Raw genomic sequence first — 20,069 nt, forward strand, 5'->3', positions numbered from 1 at the left:
TAAAGCGGGCGGACAATCAGGAGAACAATATGCAAGAAGAAGTGCTGGCTACAGTCGCGGCCTCGGCACCGCGGCGCTGGACTGGGGTAGGGATGCTGGTCACGGTCGGGGCGTTGGTCATTTACGTCGCGTTGGCATCGCCGCCTGAGTTAGGCTGGCAGGTCTTCTTACTGGTTTCCGGGGCAGCTGCGTTCTGGTTAGCCCGTCGCATGTGGTACGCGACCGAAGACAGGATCGAGCTGACCCAATCCCAATTGCGCACAGGCTCGGGGCAGGTGATCTGCAATATCGAGGATGTCGAAGGCGTAGACCGGGGCGTGTTCGCATTTAAGCCATCAAATGGCTTCTTGGTAATCACTCATGCACGAAGCTCAAACCAGTGGGCGCCCGGTCTTTGGTGGCGTGTCGGACGAAGGATTGGCATAGGCGGCATGACAGCCGCCGCCGAGACCAAATACATGTCGGAAATGCTGTCGGCGATGCTTGCTGAAAAGAGTTAGACACCCAAGCAAGCAGGGTCGGTATTGACGATCTGGTCGAAAACACGCGGGTGTGTGAAGACCAGATTATCCATTTCAAAGTCAGCAAATTTGAATGCCATCTGGAATGGCGCTTTGTATGTATTGTTGGTTTCGACCAGTATCATTGAGCCGTTATCAGGCATTACCGGAAGCCGTTGTTTGATTTTCACGATCTCTGCGTCGGTCCATTTCTGATATCCAGTGCCCCGCACGCAGGACCATAGAACATCGTGGAGATCGTTATCACCATCATAGGTCAGATAGGTCACACGCATCGAGACCGGTGCTCTGGTATCAACCATGTTTTCCAGAAGGTCGTACATAGTGTTGATATACGCGGCGTTAACATCTTCAGCTTCGCGTGAGAGCACATCCGCAACTGCGTAGGCTCCTTTGATGTTGATCGCGCTTTGGCGATAGCTGTCATAATAGGTGTAAGACGCAAACATTGACCAGAACAGCAGCGGCAATATCAGCATTGCCTCGACCGATAAGGCGCCGTCTTCTCGTTTGAGAAAGCGGTTCAGCAGTGCCTTGGGAAGGTTGCGATTTTCTTTGTTAGTTCGAGGCATCGGCCACATCCACTGTTGTGTCAGATGAATCGTCAGGATCAGCTGATGAACCACCAAATGGTTCATGAACAAATACGGTCGTCGCCTGCAATTCCCATTGGCCGTCGTTGTCCTGCTTCGCAATGCCGCTCAGCATCGAAAGCCCAAAAACAGGTGAAACCTCAAGACAGGCGCGGATAATCATAAGCTCATTTGAAGTCCCTTGTTCAAAAACAACTTCGTCCGGCTTACGAATTGTCTCCGGAGTGTCGACGCAATAGGGGGTTGGATCCAACTGATTGCCGACCCGCGGATCAATGGACTTCATCTCGAGCGCGAGGTTTTCCGAGCAATTGGTTATCAGCGCTTCGTCGCAGATCATTTTCTTCAGCAGCGCGTGATCCCATTCATCTTCCCCTTCAGGAAGGCGATTAAGCCGAACCTCCCGAATTGTCATATCCAGAGATCGTTCAAGATCGGCATGGTGGAAGGATTGCAATCCCAGATCCATGCCTGAATAAGCGACATACAGGAAGAATGGAAACCAGAAGATAAACTCGATAGACGAGTTTCCATCCTCATTCTTTCGAAATCTCCGAAGCCGATTCCGCAGTGTCTTTGTCATTGGGTCAGCCTCAGGTTTTGAATGGAGGTGCTGATTGAATCGAAGACGCGTTCAATCTGATTGCCGGTCGCTTCATAGTAACGGGCAGGTTTGATCGCGCAGTCTTTCAGCATCTGCTTAACACCGTAGGGTGCCTCAAAAGCGATCGAGAAGATGATGACATTATCTTCTTCAGCTTCTTCGCAGAGATCTACAACATTTGGATTTTTGGTCGAAGGACCAATTTCGGTCGTGGAGTCAGCTGCAAATTCTTCGCCGCGATCCCAGCCATAAGCGTGACGCAACATATTCCGAATTGCGTATTTTTCAGTATGCGCCCAGACATCAGGCCATTCCAGTTCTACCGGATCGGAATCTGTTGAAAGCCCTTCGGAGTCTTCGCGTGTTTGCGATCGATCCATCGAATAGCAGGTGCCGTTGTAGTAATCCGTACAGCGGTAGCGCATATAAGTCCCATTGCCATGGGCATGATCTTGGTATTTGTCGCGGGTCCAGCGCCTGTACGAACTGTCCCGCACAGTTGTGGCGACATTAGGCCAAGCCCAGCGGTCATACTCTTCATCGTAGATAGAATACGTTTCGGCATCTTCATTCCAATAGATGTCCGAGGGGCCGTCATTATAAGGCGGATTCACTTTGTGCTGATAAGTGTTTTCGCCATCCGTCATCAGCACCAGAACCTTGAGGGTGTCCGTGGTCTTGTTAGGGGCTGGCCGAATCGCGAACGAGTCCGGAATTTCTGAACTGTCTGCAATCTGAGCGATCAGCGGTTGGATACTATCGTCAAGCAAAGTTAGACCCCACTTGAGGCCCACATCGATCGAAGTCCAGCCGCTTGCCACAAGATTCTGGATCTGACCTTTCAGAATGTCAGGATCATTCTGGATTACCGTCATCTCTCGCCGATCTGTGGTGGTTTCAAGACGGCACGTATTGCTGGTTACCAACGTGTCGCTGAACCTTTTGTCGCTGGAGCCATTATCCTTGAAATGAAGAGTTTGCGGGACATAATCCCCTTTTGTGATGATGTTTCCTTCGTCGTCCACGATGTCGTAATAGTTGAAATCGGTCGTTGTGTAGTCCGAAGCCTGGAAATCGATGCAATTGGCCCTTTCGTTAGCCCCGATCGTGTTCAAAGCATTCATAAGGTAGTCAGGCACCGACACCTGTTCCGAGTAGGGCACGATTGAGATCGACAATCTACCATCTTCAGATTTCAGGATCATCTCATCGATAAAGTCCTCAGCGGCACTTTTGAGGTTGGTCAGCTTTGTCCCGCGCATCGAACCCGAGACGTCCAGAACCAATGAAATTTCGACGTTACCAATCGATTCTTCGGCGATGCTGGTGGCGGTTGTATCAATGTAATCGACGCCACTCCATTTCATGAAGTGTGTCTCAATGCTCATGTCGGCGCTGGCTTCGACTTTCCGCTTTCCTTCAAGTTCTGCAACCTGAGTCACGGTTCCGTCGTCGTTTGTCGTGCATGTCTCGGGCTCGACCTTGATATTTTTGATGATATTCGTATCGAAACCTTCTTTGCGAATGTAATCATTCACCACGACCCGTGGGCAAAGCTCTTGGTCCAGGTCAGCTGCGGCAAGGACCGCGCGGTCCAGTGCGTATTGTAGCCTTACCCTTTCGCGATCATACCGCATGACGTCGACCGCGAACCCGGCCACGGTGAAGACTATCACGATCAGGAAAAGGGCAAGGATCGTCATCGTGCCTTCTGTCGAAGAAACAAAGTGCCGCAAGTGCCGCGAACAACTGTTTTCGCGGCAGAGACGGTTGAATTGGGCCTTCAAATCAAACTTGCGCATAATTGGTTCCTCGGTCGATCAGACACACTGATGCCAGCACTTCGCAACTTTAATAATTTACCCACGGATCGTGGCGAGATTTGGGCGCAGTGGACACTATGCTGCTCGTTTTTAACGAGATTCAGCTTTATTCCCGGTGTTATTGGTGGTTTTGTTTCGCGCCTTTGGACAATCGCGCGGCTTTCGTTAACGCCCGACTCACCAATGGAGCTGAAAAGTAAAGTTCACAAACTGATGAAAATACGTGCAGTTACTGATTGCGGTATTTGGCAAGCAGTGCGACAAAAAGTCATGACGTATCTCGTCTACCGGCACGGAGGATTTTATGACCGGCATTAAAGAACCCAGCTTTCGTGAGAGTGTTGATTTGATGTTCAACAGAGCGGCGTCTCTGATGGATTTGCCGCCCGGGCTAGAAGAGAAGATACGGGTTTGTAATGCCACCTACACCGTTCGGTTCGGGGTGCGTCTGCGGGGGCAGATCCACACCTTTACCGGATATCGTTCGGTTCATTCGGAACATATGGAGCCGGTAAAGGGTGGCATTCGCTATGCCTTGGCGGTGAACCAGGATGAGGTCGAAGCGCTCGCTGCGCTCATGACTTACAAGTGTGCACTGGTCGAAGCGCCCTTTGGTGGCTCGAAAGGGGGCCTTTGCATTGATCCTCGCCAGTATGAAGAACATGAGATGGAACAGATCACGCGTCGTTTTGCCTATGAGCTGGCAAAGCGCGATCTGATCAACCCCTCACAGAACGTGCCTGCGCCCGATATGGGAACAGGCGAGCGCGAAATGGCGTGGATGGCTGACCAATATGCGCGGATGAATACGACCGATATCAACGCGCGAGCCTGTGTGACAGGTAAACCGCTGAACGCGGGAGGCATCGCGGGCAGGGTCGAAGCAACCGGGCGCGGCATCCAATACGCGTTGCGCGAATTCTTCCGAAACCCGGAAGACGTCAAGAAGGCGAACTTGTCAGGCACGCTGGACGGAAAGCGCGTCGTCGTGCAGGGATTGGGTAACGTGGGCTATCACGCAGCCAAGTTCCTCAGCGAGGAAGACGGGTCGCGTGTGGTCGGCATCATCGAATGGGATGGCGCACTGTACAATCCCGATGGCATCGACGTAGAAGCCGTGCGGCAGTGGATCGTCAAGCATGGCGGCGTGAAGGACTATCCCGACGCCACGCATTCCGCCGAGGGCGGCGCGGTACTTGAAGCCGAGTGTGACATCCTGATTCCGGCGGCGCTGGAGGGGGTAATAAACCTATCCAACGCCGAACGTATTAAGGCACCACTGATCATCGAGGCCGCCAACGGGCCTGTCACGGCGGGTGCTGATGAGATCATGCGCAAGAAAGGCACGGTGATCATTCCTGACATGTATGCAAACGCCGGTGGTGTGACCGTGTCCTATTTTGAATGGGTCAAAAACCTCAGCCACATCCGTTTTGGCCGGATGCAGCGGCGTCAGGAAGAAGCTCGGCATGAGTTGATCGTCAGCGAACTGGAACGGTTGGATCGGTATCTGGGTGACGCTTGGTCGATGTCTCCGGATTTCAAGGCCAAGTACCTAAAGGGCGCTGGCGAGTTGGAGCTGGTGCGTTCTGGTCTCGATGACACGATGCGCATTGCCTATCAGTCGATGAGCGAAGTCTGGCATGATCGCGCAGATGTCGACGATCTGCGCACGGCGGCCTATATCGTTGCGATCGACCGCGTCTCAAAAAGCTATCGCGCCAAGGGCCTCTGAGCGCCCAGACAACAGAAGATTCTTGAGTGGCCAACCATCGGGTTGGCCATTTTTCATTTAGGTCGAAGTCGTCAGAGTGAATGGATTAGTCGCCCAGCGACAAGTTTTCGTCGAAAACAGGAGTGGAACCGGATTCCGGCGTTGTTACTGCTGGGTGAAGTTGGTTTGATGCCGACACACCTGTAGGGAGTTCTGAATGCGTTTCTCCGGCTTACGTGTCCTGAAAGAGGGCCTGACCGGCAACAAAGGCTGGACGCCGCACTGGCGCGAGCCTGAACCGAAATCCGAATATGACGTCGTCATTATCGGCGGCGGAGGTCATGGGTTGAGCACGGCCTATTATCTGGCCAAGGAACATGGTCTGACCAATATCGCTGTTCTGGAAAAGGGCTATATCGGTGGGGGCAATATCGGGCGCAACACCACCATTGTGCGCGCGAACTATTTTTTGCAGGGCAATTCCGAGTTCTACTCGCACTCATTGAAGCTGTGGGAAGGTCTTGAGCAGGATCTGAACTACAATGTCATGCATTCGCAACGCGGGATCATCAACCTGTTCCATTCGGACGGGCAGCGTGATGCCGCTGCGCGCCGGGGCAACATGATGATCAGTCAGGGTGACGATGCTATCCTGCTCAATCGCGATGAATTGAGGCGGATGGTGCCCTATCTGAATTTCGATGACCTTAGGTTCCCTCTGTATGGCGGTCTCTACCACCCGCGCGGAGGTACAGCGCGACACGATGCCGTGGCCTGGGGCTATGCGCGCGGAGCGGACCAGCGCGGCGTGGATCTGATCCAGAACTGCGAAGTGACCGGTATTGATATCGAGAATGGCGTGGTGCGCGGTGTTCAGACCTCGCGTGGGCCGATCCGGGCCAAGAAGGTGGCGATGGTTGCTGCCGGGCGTTCAGGTCAGGTGGCGGCGATGGCTGGAATGAGGCTGCCGATTGAAAGCCATGTCTTGCAGGCCTTCGTGACCGAAGGTCTGAAGCCCTGCATCGATCATGTGGTGACGTTTGGCATGGGGCATTTCTATATCAGCCAGTCAGATAAGGGCGGTCTGGTCTTTGGCGGTGATCTGGATTTTTACGCCTCCTATGCGGCGCGAGGTAACTTGCCCACCGTCGAAAGCGTGATGGAGGCCGGGATGGCGCTGATGCCGATGATCGGCAAGGCGCGGGTGCTGCGATCCTGGGGCGGGATCATGGATATGTCGCCCGATGGCTCTCCGATCATCGACCGGACGGATATCGACGGGCTCTATCTGAATGCCGGCTGGAACTATGGCGGGTTCAAGGCGGTTCCGGGTTCGGGGAACGTGTTTGCGCATCTGATTGCGACGGATCGGTATCACGAGAATGCCACCGGCTTCCGACTGGATCGTTTCCGCACCGGGCGCGGGATTATCGATGAAGAGGGCAAGGGCTCTCAGCACAATCTGCATTGAGGGGCGCGATGTTGGATTTGGGTATTATTGAAAAGATCAAGAAGGGCGCGCGGCTATGAGGATCACCTGTCCATATTGCGGCGAGCGGGATCGGCGCGAATTCTACTATCGCGGGGCGGCAGTGGATCTGGACCGACCGGCCCCGGATGCCGGTGAGGCGGCTTGGGATGATTTTGTCTACCAACGGGAAAACCCGGCAGGGCCGACACGAGAGCTTTGGTATCACGAAGGCGGGTGCGGTACTTGGATCGTGGTCACACGAAACACGGTCACGCATGAGATGATCGACGCGCAGCCGGCATCGGAGGAGCGGGCATGAGGATCGATGGAAAGGGTCTTATCGATCGTACGCAGTCGATTCCGTTTGTTTTCGATGGTGCCAGCTATAGCGGCTATGCGGGCGACACCCTGACCTCAGCGCTTTTGGCGAATGGCGTACGACTGATGGGGCGTTCGTTCAAGTACCACCGGCCTAGGGGTGTGCTGAGCGCAGGCAGCGAAGAGCCGAATGCGCTGATGACCGTGGGGGCAGGCGCAGGACAAGAACCAAATATTCGCGCCACGATGCAAGAGATCTATCCGGGACTTGAAGCGCGCAGCCAGAATCGCTGGCCCAGCCTGAGTGTCGATTTGATGGGGATCAACGATCTGGCTTCCCCGTTTTTGGGCGCGGGTTTTTACTACAAAACCTTCATGTGGCCGAAAAGCTTCTGGGAAAAGCTATACGAGCCGATCATTCGACGTGCCGCCGGATTGGGAGCACTGTCGGGCGAAGACAATGCCGACAAGTACGAAAGCGCTTATGCCTTTTGCGATCTGCTGATTATCGGGGCAGGGCCTGCGGGGCTGATGGCCGCACTGGTCGCTGGTCGTGCCGGCGCGGACGTCATTCTGGCCGACGAAAACAGTCGCGTGGGTGGGCGTCTGCTGGCCGAGACCTATGAGGTCGACGGAAAACCGGGTCCCGATTGGGTTGACGAAGTGCTGGCCGAGTTGGCCGCGATGGACAATGTCCGCATCATGACCCGGACCACTATCGCAGGTGCCTATGACCAAGGTACCTTTGCGGCGTTGGAACGCGTTTTTCACCATACGGATCACCGCCCCAACGGGGCGCCGTTGGAAACCTATTGGCGGATCGTGGCCAAGCGGTCAGTTCTGGCGGCAGGCGCGCTGGAGCGCCCGGTCGCATTCCGCAACAATGATCGCCCGGGGATCATGACTGCTGGCGCGGTGCGGGCGTATCTAAACCGATGGGGTGTCAGCCCGGGCCGCAATGTGACGATCTTCGGAAATACTGACGATATCCATCGCACTGCTCGTGATTTGTTGGATGCTGGTGTCCATGTGGCGGCTGTGATCGATAGCCGCCATGACGCGCCCTTGTCTGACGACTACGAGGTTCTACGCGGGGCGCAAGTTTGTAACAGTTCGGGCCGTAAAGGGCTGGAGGCGATTACAGTGCGCCGTGCCAGTGGAGAAGAACGGATACACACGGATTGCCTTGCCATGACAGGGGGCTGGAATCCTTCGGTTCATCTAACGTGTCACATGAATAGCCGCCCGATCTGGAAGCGTGAGATCGAAGCCTTTGTGCCAACGCCAGGGGCCGTGCCGGGCATGGTGACAGCGGGTGCGTGCAACGGATCTTTCTCAACTACAGCCTGCCTTCGTGAAGGGATTGAGGCAGCCAAAGGCGTACTTGGCGATCTTGGCTACAAGGCCACGAAGACTGTGCCACCGCAGGCCGAGGATACGCCATACGAGATCACGCAGCTTTGGGCCGTTCCCGGCAAAGGGCGCGCGTGGCTGGATTTCCAGAACGATGTTACAGTGAAAGACGTCAAACAGGCCGCGACTGAGAACTTCCGGTCAGTCGAGCACATGAAGCGCTATACGACGCAAGGTATGGCGACGGATCAGGGCAAGAATTCGAACGTGGCGGCGTTGGCCATTCTAGCGGACGTCACCGGGCGCGCGATACCCGAAACCGGAACCACGACGTTCCGCCCTCCGTATTCTCCTATCGCCATTGCCGCGCTGGGTGCTGGGGCTGAAGGCAAGGGTTTCAAGCCGCAACGCTTTATCACTTCGCACAAAGCGACCGTAGCGCGGAAAGCTCCGTTGGTTGAGGCCGGGTTGTGGTATCGCCCCAGCTATTTCCCAAAGGGTGGAGAAACCACGTGGCGGCAATCCTGTGACCGTGAGGTCAACATGGTGCGTCAGGCCGTCGGGGTGTGCGATGTCTCGACGCTTGGCAAGATTGACATACAGGGGCCGGATGCGGGGGCGTTTCTGGACTTCGTTTATACGAACATGTTCTCGACCCTCAAAGTTGGCCGAACGCGATATGGCCTGATGTTGCGTGAGGATGGATTCGTCATGGATGATGGCACCACCGCGCGGCTGGGAGAGACGCATTACCTGATGACCACCACCACAGCAGGTGCTGGCGATGTAATGAAGCATCTGGAGTTCGTTCATCAGGGACTGCGCCCTGATCTGGATGTCTCGTGCATCTCGGTCACTGAACAGTGGGCACAGTTTGCCGTGGCCGGACCAAAATCGCGTGAATTGTTGAACGATCTGCTGGACACACCTCTTGATGAAGAAAGCTGGCCCTTCATGGCTTGCGGATCGATCTCGGTGCTGGGTGTGCAGGGGCGTTTGTTCCGGATCTCGTTCTCGGGCGAGCATGCATATGAAATCGCTGTGCCTGCGCGCTATGGCGCGACCCTGTTCGATATTTTGACCGAGCGGGCTGAGACACTGGGCGGTGGTCTTTATGGGATGGAAGCGCTGAACGTTCTTCGCATCGAAAAGGGCTTTATTACGCATTCCGAGATCCACGGACGGACAACTGCCTATGATATCGGCATGGGTCGGATGGTGTCGCAGAAGAAGGATTGCATCGGCAAAACCATGTCGCAACGTCCAGGGCTTGAAGAGCCGGGGCGCGAGCGGTTGGTCGGGCTCAAACCCATTGGCGAAAGCAAGGAATTGCTGGCGGGTGCGCATCTTTACCGGGAAGAGGCCGAGCCGGTGCGCATCAATGATCAGGGCTATCTGACCTCCGTGTGTTATTCCCCGACGCTGGAAACGATGTTGGGCTTGGGCTTCCTGGCGGACGGGCCTGAGAGGTATGGAGAAATCGTGAAAATGGTCGATCATCTGCGCGGCGTGACAACCCTGTGTGAAGTGGTGAACCCGGTTTTCTTTGACCCCGAAGGAGGGCGCGTCCGTGGATAATCTGACCGCCAAAACACCCTGCGACGGGTTGCTGCCTTTGACCTTCGGCTCTGTAACGCTCAGCGAAGAGGATGCGGGCGCGATCCATTCGATCTCACCTTTCAAGGGTAAGCAAAAGGCGCTATCGGAGGCTTTGAAAGCAGCGCATGGGATGGCTTATCCGTCGGCCAACCGCGCAACGGGTAAGGCTGGCGCGCGGGCGATCTGGTTCGGCCCGGCGCATGCGATGCTGATCGGGCCGTCTCCTGATGCGACCCTGACCGAGAATGCGGCCATTGTGGACCAATCAGATGCCTGGGCTGTGGTCCGGTTAGAGGGTGCTGATGTCGAAGACGTACTGGCGCGCGTAGTGCCTGTTGATCTGCGTAAGGCGAACTTCAAGCGCGGCCACTCCGCCCGGACCCTGCTGTTCCACATGACCGCTTCGATCACGCGCGTTGGGGAGAACACGTTTCAGATCATGGTCTTCCGATCCATGGCTGAGACACTGGTTCACGATTTGAAAAGGGCGATGGAAGGCATCGCCGCGCGCGGGTAAGCTGCGCTGATAGAAACGAATCTTCGGAGATCCCCATGTTGCGTATCGCCATCGTTGCGGCCGTGCTGGCCACGCCAGTGGTTGCACAGGAAACCAAGGAACAGAGCTGCAAGTATCAGGCCGACGTTGTTGCCGCGATACAGAAAGCACGACTTGACCGGGTCAAGGAACGCGATGTGGCGCAGGCGGTGGCCGACAGTGGTCCTACCTGGCCCGAGAACTACAATGCCGCTGTTCCGCTGATCACGCCTTGGGTATATGAGCAAAAGATGCGCGACGTGCGTAAGAAGGATCTCGGAGCTGCGTGGCTGGAGTTGTGTTTACAACAATAATCCACAGTCAGATCATTTCTCTGTGGACAACCGCGCGCCATCCCCTTGGCGCGCGTTTTCATTTCTGGCAGGTTTGACCCATGTCTTTGCCCCCCGGATTTCTGGATGAACTGCGCACGCGCCTCAGCCTGTCTCAGGTTGTTGGGCGTAAGGTCATGTGGGACCAGCGCAAATCCAATCAGGGCAAGGGGGATATGTGGGCGCCTTGCCCATTTCATCACGAAAAGACCGCCTCGTTCCACGTCGATGACCAAAAGGGATTCTATTATTGCTTTGGCTGCCACGCCAAAGGGGACGCGATCAGTTTTGTGAAAGAGACCGAGAATGTCTCTTTCATAGAAGCCGTGGAAATTCTGGCGCGCGAGGCCGGGATGCCGATGCCCGCGCGTGATCCCAAGGCGCAGGAAAAGCAGGACCGCCGTTCACAGCTGGCCGAGGTGATGGAACAGGCTGTGCAGTTCTTTCGTTTGCAACTCAAGACTGGGGCAGGGGCGGCGGCACGTGATTATTTGACACGTCGCGGTCTTGACGCGAAGGCGCTGGACCGTTGGGAAATCGGTTTCGCACCCGAGGGCTGGCAGACTCTGTGGGATCATCTAACCGGTAAGAATGTCTCCGAGGACCTGATCCTTGGGGCCGGGCTGGCGAAACCTTCGAACAAGGGCAAAAAGCCCTATGACACATTCCGCAACCGCATCATGTACCCGATCCGCGACCCGCGCGGGCGGTGCATTGCGTTTGGTGGCCGGGCGATGGATCCCAATGACAACGCCAAATACCTGAACTCGCCCGAGACCGAACTGTTCGACAAAGGCCGCAGCCTCTACAACCATGGCCCCGCACGACAGGCGGCAGGCAAGGGGCAGCCTTTGGTTGTGGCCGAGGGCTATATGGACGTGATCGCTTTGGCTGAGGCCGGGTTTGGCGCGTCGGTTGCGCCATTGGGGACTGCGATTACCGAGCATCAGTTGCAACTACTTTGGCGCATCTCTGACGAGCCGATCATCGCTCTGGACGGCGATACGGCAGGGCTGCGCGCGGCGATGCGAGCGGTCGATTTGGCACTGCCGTTGCTGGAAGCGGGCAAATCCTTGCGTTTTGCCCTGATGCCCGAAGGCAAGGATCCCGACGATCTGTTGCGCGCCGAAGGTTCGGGGGCGGTGCAGGATGTGCTGGATGCTGCAATCCCGATGGTCAAACTGCTCTGGCAACGCGAGACGGAAGGCAAGGTCTTTGACAGCCCCGAACGCAAAGCGGCGCTGGATAAATCCCTGCGAGAGAAGATCAAGCTGATCCGCGACCCCTCGATCCGATCGCACTACGGGCAGGAAATTAAGGACCTGCGCTGGCAATTGTTTCGCCCACAGCGACAATCGCAAAATCGTCCGTGGCAACCGCGCGGAAAATGGCAGCCGCAGGCACAGCCTGCCACGCCAGGCGCACGGGCGTCATTTCTGGCCTCGGCTGAGAATGCGGATATTCAACTGCGCGAAGCGGCAATTCTCGCGATTGCCATCCTGAATCCACAAGTTGTCGTGCAATTCGAAACTCAGCTGGAAGAAATGGATTGCCACGACCCTGATCATGCGGCCTTGCGGGGAGCAATCCTGCGCCATGCCATCGACGATCCGGACAATCTGCAGGATCACATCATGCAAACTTTGGGACCGGAACCCCTTGAAAACCTGCTGGCCCTTCGCCATGTCGCAGTGATCCCCTGTGTGTACAAACCGGGCGACGTTGAAAAGGCCGAGATGACGCTGGCCGAGGAACTCGCAAAGATCAAAGCGCTCCGGGGGTTGGATGCTGAGATTGCCGAAGCGGCAGAGGAATTGTCTGATCTGGCCGATGAGGCGCTGACATATCGGCTGGCGCAAGCCGCCGAAGAGCGCAACCGTACAAGCCGCAGCCAGAACGAAGACAGGGCCGTTTTCGACATCGCCGACAATGGTGCGCGAATCAACCGCGATGAGAAAGACGCGTTTGAGGCCATCACGTCTGGCATCAAATTCGAACGGAAACATCGATGAAGTGGTGTTTTCGTAAGGCACTGGAAAAGAAAAACGGGTAAACGGGTGGCCGAATCACTTCTACGCGCTAATGATTCGGTTCAAACGAATCACCCATCCCTGCAGGAGCATTGAATGGCCGCCAAGGATACGAACGAAGACCGCAAATCCGACGAGCAGGAACAGGAAATCTCGCTGGACATGAGCCAGGCCCAGGTCAAGAAGATGATCGCCGAGGCTCGCGAGAAAGGTTACATCACCTACGACCAGCTCAATCAGGTTCTGCCGCCTGATCAGGTCAGCTCGGAACAGATCGAAGATGTTATGTCGATGCTGTCCGAGATGGGCATCAACATCATCGAAGATGAAGAAGCCGAAGAAGAAGAAAACAAAGGTTCGACCGAACTGGTCACCACCGAAGGCCCGCGCGAGGTTGCGCTGGCTGGTGCCGCAACCGAAAAGCTGGATCGCACCGATGACCCCGTACGCATGTATCTGCGCGAGATGGGTTCAGTCGAACTGCTGAGCCGCGAGGGCGAGATTGCTATCGCCAAGCGGATTGAAGCCGGTCGGAACACCATGATCGCTGGTCTGTGCGAAAGCCCGCTGACCTTCCAGGCGATCACCATCTGGCATGACGAACTTTTGTCCGAAGACATTCTGCTGCGGGACGTCATCGATCTGGAAACCACTTTCGGCAACCAGATGGATGAAGACGGCGAGGTTGAAGAGCCGGTTGTCGATACCTCATCGGTGCAGGCGGCCAAGCCTGCCAAGGATGAGGGGCCGGAGCTTGACGCTGACGGCAACCCGATTGCCAATGATGATGACGATGATGACGACGATCAGGCCAACATGTCCCTGGCCGCGATGGAAGCAGCGCTGAAGGATCAGGTGCTGACCACGCTGGAACGCATCTCGACCGACTTCGCAATGCTGTCCGAAATGCAGGACAGCCGGATTTCTGCCACGCTGAATGAGGATGGCACTTTCAGCGCGAAGGACGAAGAAACCTATCAGAAGCTGCGCGCTGAGATTGTTGAACTGGTGAATGGTCTTCACCTGCACAACAACCGGATCGAAGCTCTGATTGACCAGCTCTATGGCATCAACCGGCGCATTATGTCACTGGACAGCTCGATGGTGAAACTGGCTGACCAGGCTCGCATCAACCGTCGCGAGTTCATCGATGCGTATCGTGGGCGCGAGCTGGATCCGAACTGGTTGGCTGAAATGGCCGAGAAGCCGGGCCGGGGCTGGCAGATGTTCATCGAACGCTCGACCGAAAAGGTTGAGGAACTGCGCAACGACATGGCGCAGGTCGGCCAATATGTTGGTCTCGATATCCCTGAATTCCGCCGCATCGTGCAGCAGGTTCAGAAGGGTGAGAAAGAGGCGCGGCAAGCCAAGAAGGAAATGGTCGAGGCCAACCTGCGTCTGGTGATCTCGATTGCCAAAAAGTACACGAACCGCGGCCTGCAATTCCTTGATCTTATTCAGGAAGGTAACATCGGCCTGATGAAGGCGGTGGACAAGTTCGAATACCGCCGGGGCTATAAGTTCTCGACCTATGCGACCTGGTGGATCCGTCAGGCGATCACGCGTTCGATCGCGGATCAGGCGCGCACGATCCGTATCCCGGTGCATATGATCGAAACGATCAACAAGCTGGTCCGGACAGGTCGTCAGATGCTGCACGAAATCGGCCGCGAGCCAACGCCGGAAGAACTGGCCGAAAAGCTGCAAATGCCGCTTGAGAAGGTGCGCAAGGTGATGAAAATCGCCAAAGAGCCGATCAGCCTTGAGACACCAATCGGTGACGAGGAAGACAGCCAGCTGGGCGATTTCATCGAAGACAAGAATGCCGTGCTGCCACTGGACAGCGCCATTCAGGAAAACCTCAAGGAAACCACCACACGGGTTCTGGCCTCCCTCACCCCGCGTGAAGAGCGGGTTCTGCGGATGCGCTTTGGCATCGGCATGAACACCGACCACACGCTGGAAGAGGTCGGTCAGCAGTTCAGCGTGACGCGCGAACGTATCCGCCAGATCGAGGCGAAGGCGCTGCGTAAGCTGAAACACCCGAGTAGGTCGCGTAAATTGCGGTCCTTCCTAGATCAGTAAATCGAAAGGCGCCTCATCCCGAGGCGCTTTTTTCTTTCGCCCGCTCACAATGACTGAACTTCAAATCAAATTGGCGGGAATTCGCAAGGAGTCCGGGATGCCATCTTTATATCGCCGCTGTCCACTCATGGACAGGCCGGGGCGAGGTGATTGGGCTGATGACCCCCGGCCACTTTTTAGCTTCATGAAAGCGGATGAGAGACACGTTTGCGAAAAGCAGTCGGGGCCTGACCCGTCCAACGTTTGAAGGCGGTGGAAAACGCAGCCTGATCGGAATAACCGAGCGAATACGAGATTTCGGACAGATGCATACCGTTCTTGATGAAGGTCTGCGCCAGGTCACATCGTAAATCTTCAACAATCTCGCGATATGAAGTGCCTTCGTCAGCCAGGCGGCGAGCCAATGTTCGAGGGCTTAGGCCGAGCTGGGAGGCGGCGTCGTCCACCTGTACGATTCCCCCCGGCATCGCATCTGTGATCAACCCTTCGATCTGTGCTCGGGTTTTCTGTCTTGGCGACTGTCTTTCGGCCAGCAGGCGTTCGCCAAATTCAACCAAATGCGCGCGCAGGCTAGGGTCGTAAGTTGGGATCGGTGTTTCCAGCGAGGGCAGCGACAGGATGATTTCCAAGCGTTCGGCCCCGAAGGTAACTGGGAAACCTCCGATTTTCTGGTAGGTGGCTTGGTGTTGCCCAACTGTGTGCTGAAACCGTATCTCAATCGGATTCAGATTCAACTGAGTCAACGCCCGCATCCGGGCGATCGCGCCAAACAGCAGGAACTCGGTCCGCCGATGATAGCGGGAAAAGCTCGGGTCTTTCCAATCGGCCTCAAGCGAGGCAGCGTTACCTGAAAGGCGCAGATTGAAGGCCAGGGCCGGGTCGATAATGCCATGAAACCGCGCCGTATTCTCGATCACCTGCTTCAGATCACGAGAGTACTTGCTGATATAGGCCGTAATGCTGGAAGAAGAACTGAATTCCAGACCCGCCCGTGCGCCAAAGGTGATATCGCCAAGTGCATCGCAGGCGTGTCGGACAAACAGCGCTTCTTTGTGGGCGCTGTACCTTTTGGCAGGCGGTTCAATATCGCTGCGGGTCAATGCGCAGTCACTCAGGACCTGTTCCACCACGGTCGCGCTTGCGTGATCCTCAAGGGTCCGTGTCAGCAATTGAATGCGTGAAATGTCGACGTCCATCACCCAGCCCAAAAAACGCGTTACTGTAATACCGTTACCCTAGCGGCAAACCGTGGCAATGCGCCAGCCTCGGTGCTGATACCCAGGAATTGACCGCAACTCACAAAGATATGGCAGAAATGGCCATGTCCGTAGCCTTGGCCAATAGCTACATGACCGGTGTTGTCGGGTCAGCGCCTTTTGGGGAAAAGGTCAGAGCCTGAGCGAGCGGTCCACCAAGCCGTTTCAACGGGTTCCCCGGCACGCCCCTCTCATTCTTCTGGTCAGTCATGTCGCATTGCTGCGGCGCATTCGACGTGACAGCATCACGGGGAACCTTTTGTTATTTCTTGATCTCTCGTGGCTGATTATCTTTCCATCGATACAGATTTGATCGTCTTCGACGGTGAATGCGTGCTGTGTTCAGGGTTTTTTCACTTCATGTTGCGCCATGATCGAGATCAGAAATTTCTATTTGCAACTGCGCAGTCACCGCTTGGGCAGCAGCTTTATACTCTCCTGAACCTGCCGACAGACGAATTTGAAACCAATTTGGTGATCGTCAAAGGAAAGGTGCACCAAAATCTCGACGCATTTGCCGCTGCGATGCGTGCATTATATGGTCCGTGGCGGGTATTGTCCTTGTGTCGATACCTGCCGAGGTTTCTGAAGAACCCGCTGTACCGGATGATTGCCCGTAACAGATATGCGCTATTTGGGCGGCGGGATGAGTGCCTAGTTCCTGATCCTTCTCTCAGATCGCGGTTTGCCCAAGATGGATTCTGATCGTGATCCATTCCTGCAGGCGCTGGGTATAGATGAAGCTGTGCCTGGATTGGTCAGGGATTTGCACAGCGGGGAAGGTCGCTACTCTGGTCGATGCATCATTCAGCGTGGCGGAGGCGTTTTGGTCGCTCTGGCACTTCGCATCAGGCGATTTCCACCTGCGGGCGAAGATCTGCCGGTTACCCTCACGATCCGAAAGCCTGGCGCATATTGGCAATGGGATCGAGATTTCGCAGGCCACAAAACGCGCTCGCAGATCAGTTTTGATCCGCTTCGTGGCTGGGTTCGGGAACAGATCGGCGGGCTGACGATATGGCTGCAGCCAGTGCGAACCGATAAGGGGCTGACCATTGAGATCCGCCGCCTCGCTTTGTTTGGCATTCCGTGCCCGGGGTTTCTTTTACCACGTTCCGGATCGACCGAGGCCGAGGATACACAATCGCGATTTCGCTTTGACATTTCGGCGACAGCACCGGGATTGGGACACCTGATCCGCTATCAGGGATGGTTAGAGCCTGTTCACGAACCACGTGGGTCAAGCTGACATGATCGTTAGTTCGCTTTGCTGACGATGGCGACGCACTAGTCTATATTTCACATGGAAACAGGAAGATGGTCACGATGAAACAGACAATACTTTGCGCATTTGCAGCACTGCTTATGACCAGCTCTGCGGGCGTTGTCGATGCAGCGCCGAACGGTTATCGAACGGAACCGATGAGCGGCACAGACTTTGAGGTCATTCCAAGGACACGTCAGGATACTGATGGATATTGGTGCGCCGCTGCTGATTTTGCCCGCCGGAAATTGGGTGCTGGGTGGCAGCAACAAATCTACGTTCTGCGCGGCTACGGCCCCAGCGTGACAACGGGACGCCGGACGGCGGTACAGTTCACACTGAAACAACCCGCCAATGTCCCGCAGAAAGGCAGCTTTTCGGTCACAGCCGGGTTCCAGCCGGGTGACAGCATGTCGGTACAGGGCGCAAATGCACGGTGCGGCGTCCGTCCGTTTATCAATTGACCTGCGATGCAGACAGAATTCTCGATTCAGACACAGGGCGTGGGGCTCTATGAGATTACCGCCCCTTTGCGCAGTTGGCTGAGGCCGGTTTCGGACGGTTTGCTGACGCTCTTTGTGCGCCACACTTCTTGTTCGCTGCTTATTCAGGAAAACGCCGACCCCGAGGTGCAGACTGATCTGCGCGCATTCTTTGAACGGCTGGTGCCGCAATCGGATGATCCGTCGATGGCTTATCTGCGCCACACCTATGAGGGGCCGGACGACATGCCCGCCCATATCAAGGCCGCGATGATGCCTGTTTCGCTGTCGATACCAGTATCAGGTGGGGTGCCTGCGCTGGGCACATGGCAAGGGATATATCTGTTTGAACACCGCAACGCGCCGCATGAAAGAAAGGTCGCTGCGCATTTTGGGTGACGCTTTATATTGGGGTGGAAAATTCCGACTACCCAAACCCTAGAGGCTGTCCTATAGTTGTGGATAAGTAAGCCGCAGCGCTTACAAAAAGTGGCCAGCTAGGGACGAGGAGACGGCGGATGCGCTGCCCGTTTTGCGGAAATATCGATACTCAGGTCAAAGATTCACGCCCGGCAGAGGATCACGTCGCGATCCGTAGACGGCGGTTCTGCCCGGCCTGCGGCGGACGGTTCACCACCTATGAACGCGTGCAACTGCGTGATCTGGTCGTCATCAAAACCAACGGTAAGCGCGAAGACTTCGACCGCGACAAGCTGGAACGCTCGATCCGTATTTCGATGCAGAAGCGGCCCATTGATCCCGATCGGATTGATCAGATGATCTCCGGTATCGTGCGCCGTCTTGAAAGCATGGGGGAAACCGATATCCCTTCGAATAAAATCGGTGAAATTGTAATGGAAGCGCTGGCCCGGATTGATACGGTCGCATATGTTCGCTTTGCGAGTGTGTACAAGAATTTCCAGGCGGCCGATGATTTCGAGGAGTTTGTCCACGAGTTGCGCCCGCCGCAACCTTCGACGGATGAGTGAGCGATACAGATAAGCGATATATGGCGCTGGCCCTGTCATTGGGGCGGCGCGGCCAAGGCACCTGCTGGCCGAATCCGTCCGTCGGGTGTGTCGTCGTGCGCGATGAACGCATCGTTGGTCGCGGCTGGACGCAGCCCGGGGGTCGTCCGCATGCAGAACCTATGGCTCTGACGCAGGCGGGTAAGGCCGCGCGAGGTGCCACCGCTTATGTCTCGCTTGAACCCTGTTCACACTACGGAAAGACGCCGCCCTGTGCCGAAGCGCTGATTGCGGCCGGTGTTACCCGTGTGGTCTCGGCGATCGAAGACAGCGATCCTCGGGTCGCAGGGCAAGGGTTTGCCATGTTGCGCGAGGCCGGGATTGAGGTCACCACCGGTGTTCTGGCGGAACAGGCAGCACGCGACCACGCAGGGTTTTTCCTGAAAACCGAGCAGGGCCGCCCGTTTGTGACTTTGAAACTGGCCAGCAGCTTTGATGGACGGATTGCTACGGAAACCGGGCACAGTCAGTGGATCACAGGTCCAAATGCTCGCCGCGCGGTGCATGCGATGCGTGCGCGCCACGATGCGGTGATGGTTGGGGCAGGGACAGCGCGCGCCGATGACCCGTCGCTGACGGTTCGTGATCTGGGCGTGCAGCATCAGCCGGTGCGCGTGGTGGTCTCGCGACATCTGGATTTGCCCTTGATGGGGCAACTTGCGCGAACCGCGTCCGATATCCCTGTCTGGCTCTGTCACGGCCCCCATCCAGACCCCGAGCGTGCGCGTGCGTGGGAGGGGTTGGGTGCCCGTCTGATTCCTTGTGCGCTGGATGGTCATCACGTGGATGCGGCTGATCTGTTGCAGCAGCTTGGGCAGGCCGGATTGACGCGTGTCTTTTGCGAAGGCGGATCAGCATTGGCCGCATCTTTGCTAAAGGGCGATCTGGTCGATGAGTTGGTCGGTTTTACAGCGGGGCTGACCATCGGGGCCGAAGGTCTGTCCGCGATCGGCGCACTGAGGCTTGATACTCTGGATACTGCCCCCCGATTTGATCTGATCGAAACACAGGTCGTTGGCGGCGATATCCTACATCGCTGGGCGCGCGTGACGCACTAGCCT

21 protein-coding genes are annotated in these 20,069 nt (G+C 56.2%); 16 read left to right on the forward strand and 5 right to left on the reverse strand.

Annotation, left to right across the window (positions count from 1 at the left end; all coding sequences use genetic code 11):
- The first annotated feature begins 29 nt into the window (after positions 1–29).
- A complete protein-coding gene (locus I5192_RS04395; RefSeq protein ID WP_170565779.1) occupies positions 30–500 on the forward strand; it encodes a hypothetical protein in 471 nt (156 codons plus the stop codon).
- Here the strand turns inward: I5192_RS04395 and I5192_RS04400 are convergent.
- From I5192_RS04400 to I5192_RS04410, 3 genes are read right to left on the reverse strand one after another with little or no spacing between them, the layout of a single operon-like run.
- Positions 497–1,093, reverse strand: coding sequence for a TadE/TadG family type IV pilus assembly protein (locus I5192_RS04400; protein ID WP_170422339.1), 597 nt, complete (start codon positions 1,091–1,093; stop codon positions 497–499). The two genes, I5192_RS04395 and I5192_RS04400, sit on opposite strands and share 4 nt — an antisense overlap.
- The gene (locus tag I5192_RS04405) at positions 1,080–1,697 is read right to left on the reverse strand and encodes a TadE/TadG family type IV pilus assembly protein (protein ID WP_170396272.1); all 618 of its coding nucleotides are present in this window, start codon (positions 1,695–1,697) and stop codon (positions 1,080–1,082) included. The genes I5192_RS04400 and I5192_RS04405 overlap by 14 nt, the downstream gene beginning before the upstream one ends.
- On the reverse strand, positions 1,694–3,421 hold the full coding sequence (locus I5192_RS04410; protein WP_255612046.1) for a pilus assembly protein TadG-related protein: 1,728 nt from the start codon (positions 3,419–3,421) through the stop codon (positions 1,694–1,696). Before I5192_RS04410 ends, I5192_RS04405 begins: the two co-directional genes overlap by 4 nt.
- Positions 3,422–3,550: 129 nt before the next feature.
- Between I5192_RS04410 and I5192_RS04415 the strand changes: the two genes are divergently transcribed.
- The 9 genes from I5192_RS04415 to rpoD all read left to right on the forward strand — a co-directional run bounded on the left by I5192_RS04415 (position 3,551) and on the right by rpoD (position 14,978).
- Positions 3,551–3,859, forward strand: a complete 309-nt coding sequence (locus tag I5192_RS04415) for a hypothetical protein (protein ID WP_170396276.1) — start codon at positions 3,551–3,553, stop codon at positions 3,857–3,859.
- A complete protein-coding gene (locus I5192_RS04420; protein WP_170396277.1) occupies positions 3,846–5,276 on the forward strand; it encodes a Glu/Leu/Phe/Val dehydrogenase in 1,431 nt (476 codons plus the stop codon). The genes I5192_RS04415 and I5192_RS04420 overlap by 14 nt, the downstream gene beginning before the upstream one ends.
- Positions 5,277–5,472: 196 nt before the next feature.
- Entirely contained in the window at positions 5,473–6,726 is a 1,254-nt protein-coding gene (locus I5192_RS04425) for a sarcosine oxidase subunit beta family protein (protein WP_223117850.1), read from the forward strand.
- A gap of 55 nt (positions 6,727–6,781) precedes the next feature.
- On the forward strand, positions 6,782–7,045 hold the full coding sequence (locus tag I5192_RS04430) for a sarcosine oxidase subunit delta (RefSeq protein ID WP_170565781.1): 264 nt from the start codon (positions 6,782–6,784) through the stop codon (positions 7,043–7,045).
- A complete protein-coding gene (locus I5192_RS04435) occupies positions 7,042–9,975 on the forward strand; it encodes a sarcosine oxidase subunit alpha family protein (RefSeq protein ID WP_223117851.1) in 2,934 nt (977 codons plus the stop codon). The genes I5192_RS04430 and I5192_RS04435 overlap by 4 nt, the downstream gene beginning before the upstream one ends.
- A complete protein-coding gene (locus I5192_RS04440; protein WP_223117852.1) occupies positions 9,968–10,513 on the forward strand; it encodes a sarcosine oxidase subunit gamma in 546 nt (181 codons plus the stop codon). Before I5192_RS04435 ends, I5192_RS04440 begins: the two co-directional genes overlap by 8 nt.
- 35 nt (positions 10,514–10,548) lie before the next feature.
- Positions 10,549–10,845: a hypothetical protein gene (locus tag I5192_RS04445; RefSeq protein ID WP_170396287.1), complete on the forward strand. Its 297-nt coding sequence runs from the start codon at positions 10,549–10,551 to the stop codon at positions 10,843–10,845.
- Between the two features lie 80 nt (positions 10,846–10,925).
- Complete coding sequence (dnaG, locus tag I5192_RS04450) at positions 10,926–12,875, forward strand: DNA primase (protein WP_223117853.1); 1,950 nt, start codon at positions 10,926–10,928, stop codon at positions 12,873–12,875.
- Between the two features lie 114 nt (positions 12,876–12,989).
- Positions 12,990–14,978, forward strand: coding sequence for an RNA polymerase sigma factor RpoD (rpoD, locus tag I5192_RS04455; RefSeq protein WP_170396291.1), 1,989 nt, complete (start codon positions 12,990–12,992; stop codon positions 14,976–14,978).
- 182 nt (positions 14,979–15,160) lie between these two features.
- Here the strand turns inward: rpoD and I5192_RS04460 are convergent, their stop codons facing one another.
- Positions 15,161–16,174, reverse strand: a complete 1,014-nt coding sequence (locus I5192_RS04460) for an AraC family transcriptional regulator (protein ID WP_170396293.1) — start codon at positions 16,172–16,174, stop codon at positions 15,161–15,163.
- A 148-nt stretch (positions 16,175–16,322) separates the two neighbouring features.
- Positions 16,323–16,445, reverse strand: a complete 123-nt coding sequence (locus I5192_RS22455) for a hypothetical protein (RefSeq protein ID WP_255612047.1) — start codon at positions 16,443–16,445, stop codon at positions 16,323–16,325.
- A gap of 68 nt (positions 16,446–16,513) precedes the next feature.
- On the opposite strand from I5192_RS22455, the gene I5192_RS04465 reads away from it, so the two are divergent.
- From I5192_RS04465 to ribD, 6 genes are all read left to right on the forward strand, one after another.
- Positions 16,514–16,939 carry a thiol-disulfide oxidoreductase DCC family protein gene (locus tag I5192_RS04465; RefSeq protein WP_223117854.1) on the forward strand — a complete coding sequence of 142 codons (426 nt, stop codon included), beginning with the start codon at positions 16,514–16,516 and terminating at the stop codon, positions 16,937–16,939.
- Positions 16,929–17,483, forward strand: coding sequence for a DUF4166 domain-containing protein (locus I5192_RS04470; RefSeq protein WP_223117855.1), 555 nt, complete (start codon positions 16,929–16,931; stop codon positions 17,481–17,483). Before I5192_RS04465 ends, I5192_RS04470 begins: the two co-directional genes overlap by 11 nt.
- Before the next feature lie 77 nt (positions 17,484–17,560).
- Positions 17,561–17,962 (forward strand): hypothetical protein, encoded by a 402-nt coding sequence (locus tag I5192_RS04475; protein WP_255612048.1) that lies wholly within the window; start codon positions 17,561–17,563, stop codon positions 17,960–17,962.
- Positions 17,963–17,968: 6 nt separating this feature from the next.
- Entirely contained in the window at positions 17,969–18,379 is a 411-nt protein-coding gene (locus tag I5192_RS04480) for a secondary thiamine-phosphate synthase enzyme YjbQ (protein WP_223117856.1), read from the forward strand.
- Positions 18,380–18,498: 119 nt separating this feature from the next.
- Complete coding sequence (gene nrdR / locus I5192_RS04485; RefSeq protein ID WP_039534475.1) at positions 18,499–18,969, forward strand: transcriptional regulator NrdR; 471 nt, start codon at positions 18,499–18,501, stop codon at positions 18,967–18,969.
- On the forward strand, positions 18,966–20,066 hold the full coding sequence (ribD, locus tag I5192_RS04490; protein WP_255612049.1) for a bifunctional diaminohydroxyphosphoribosylaminopyrimidine deaminase/5-amino-6-(5-phosphoribosylamino)uracil reductase RibD: 1,101 nt from the start codon (positions 18,966–18,968) through the stop codon (positions 20,064–20,066). Before nrdR ends, ribD begins: the two co-directional genes overlap by 4 nt.
- Positions 20,067–20,069: the final 3 nt, after the last annotated feature.

It is taken from the genome of Ruegeria sp. SCSIO 43209 (genome assembly GCF_019904295.1).
Classification (GTDB): Bacteria; Pseudomonadota; Alphaproteobacteria; order Rhodobacterales; family Rhodobacteraceae; genus Ruegeria.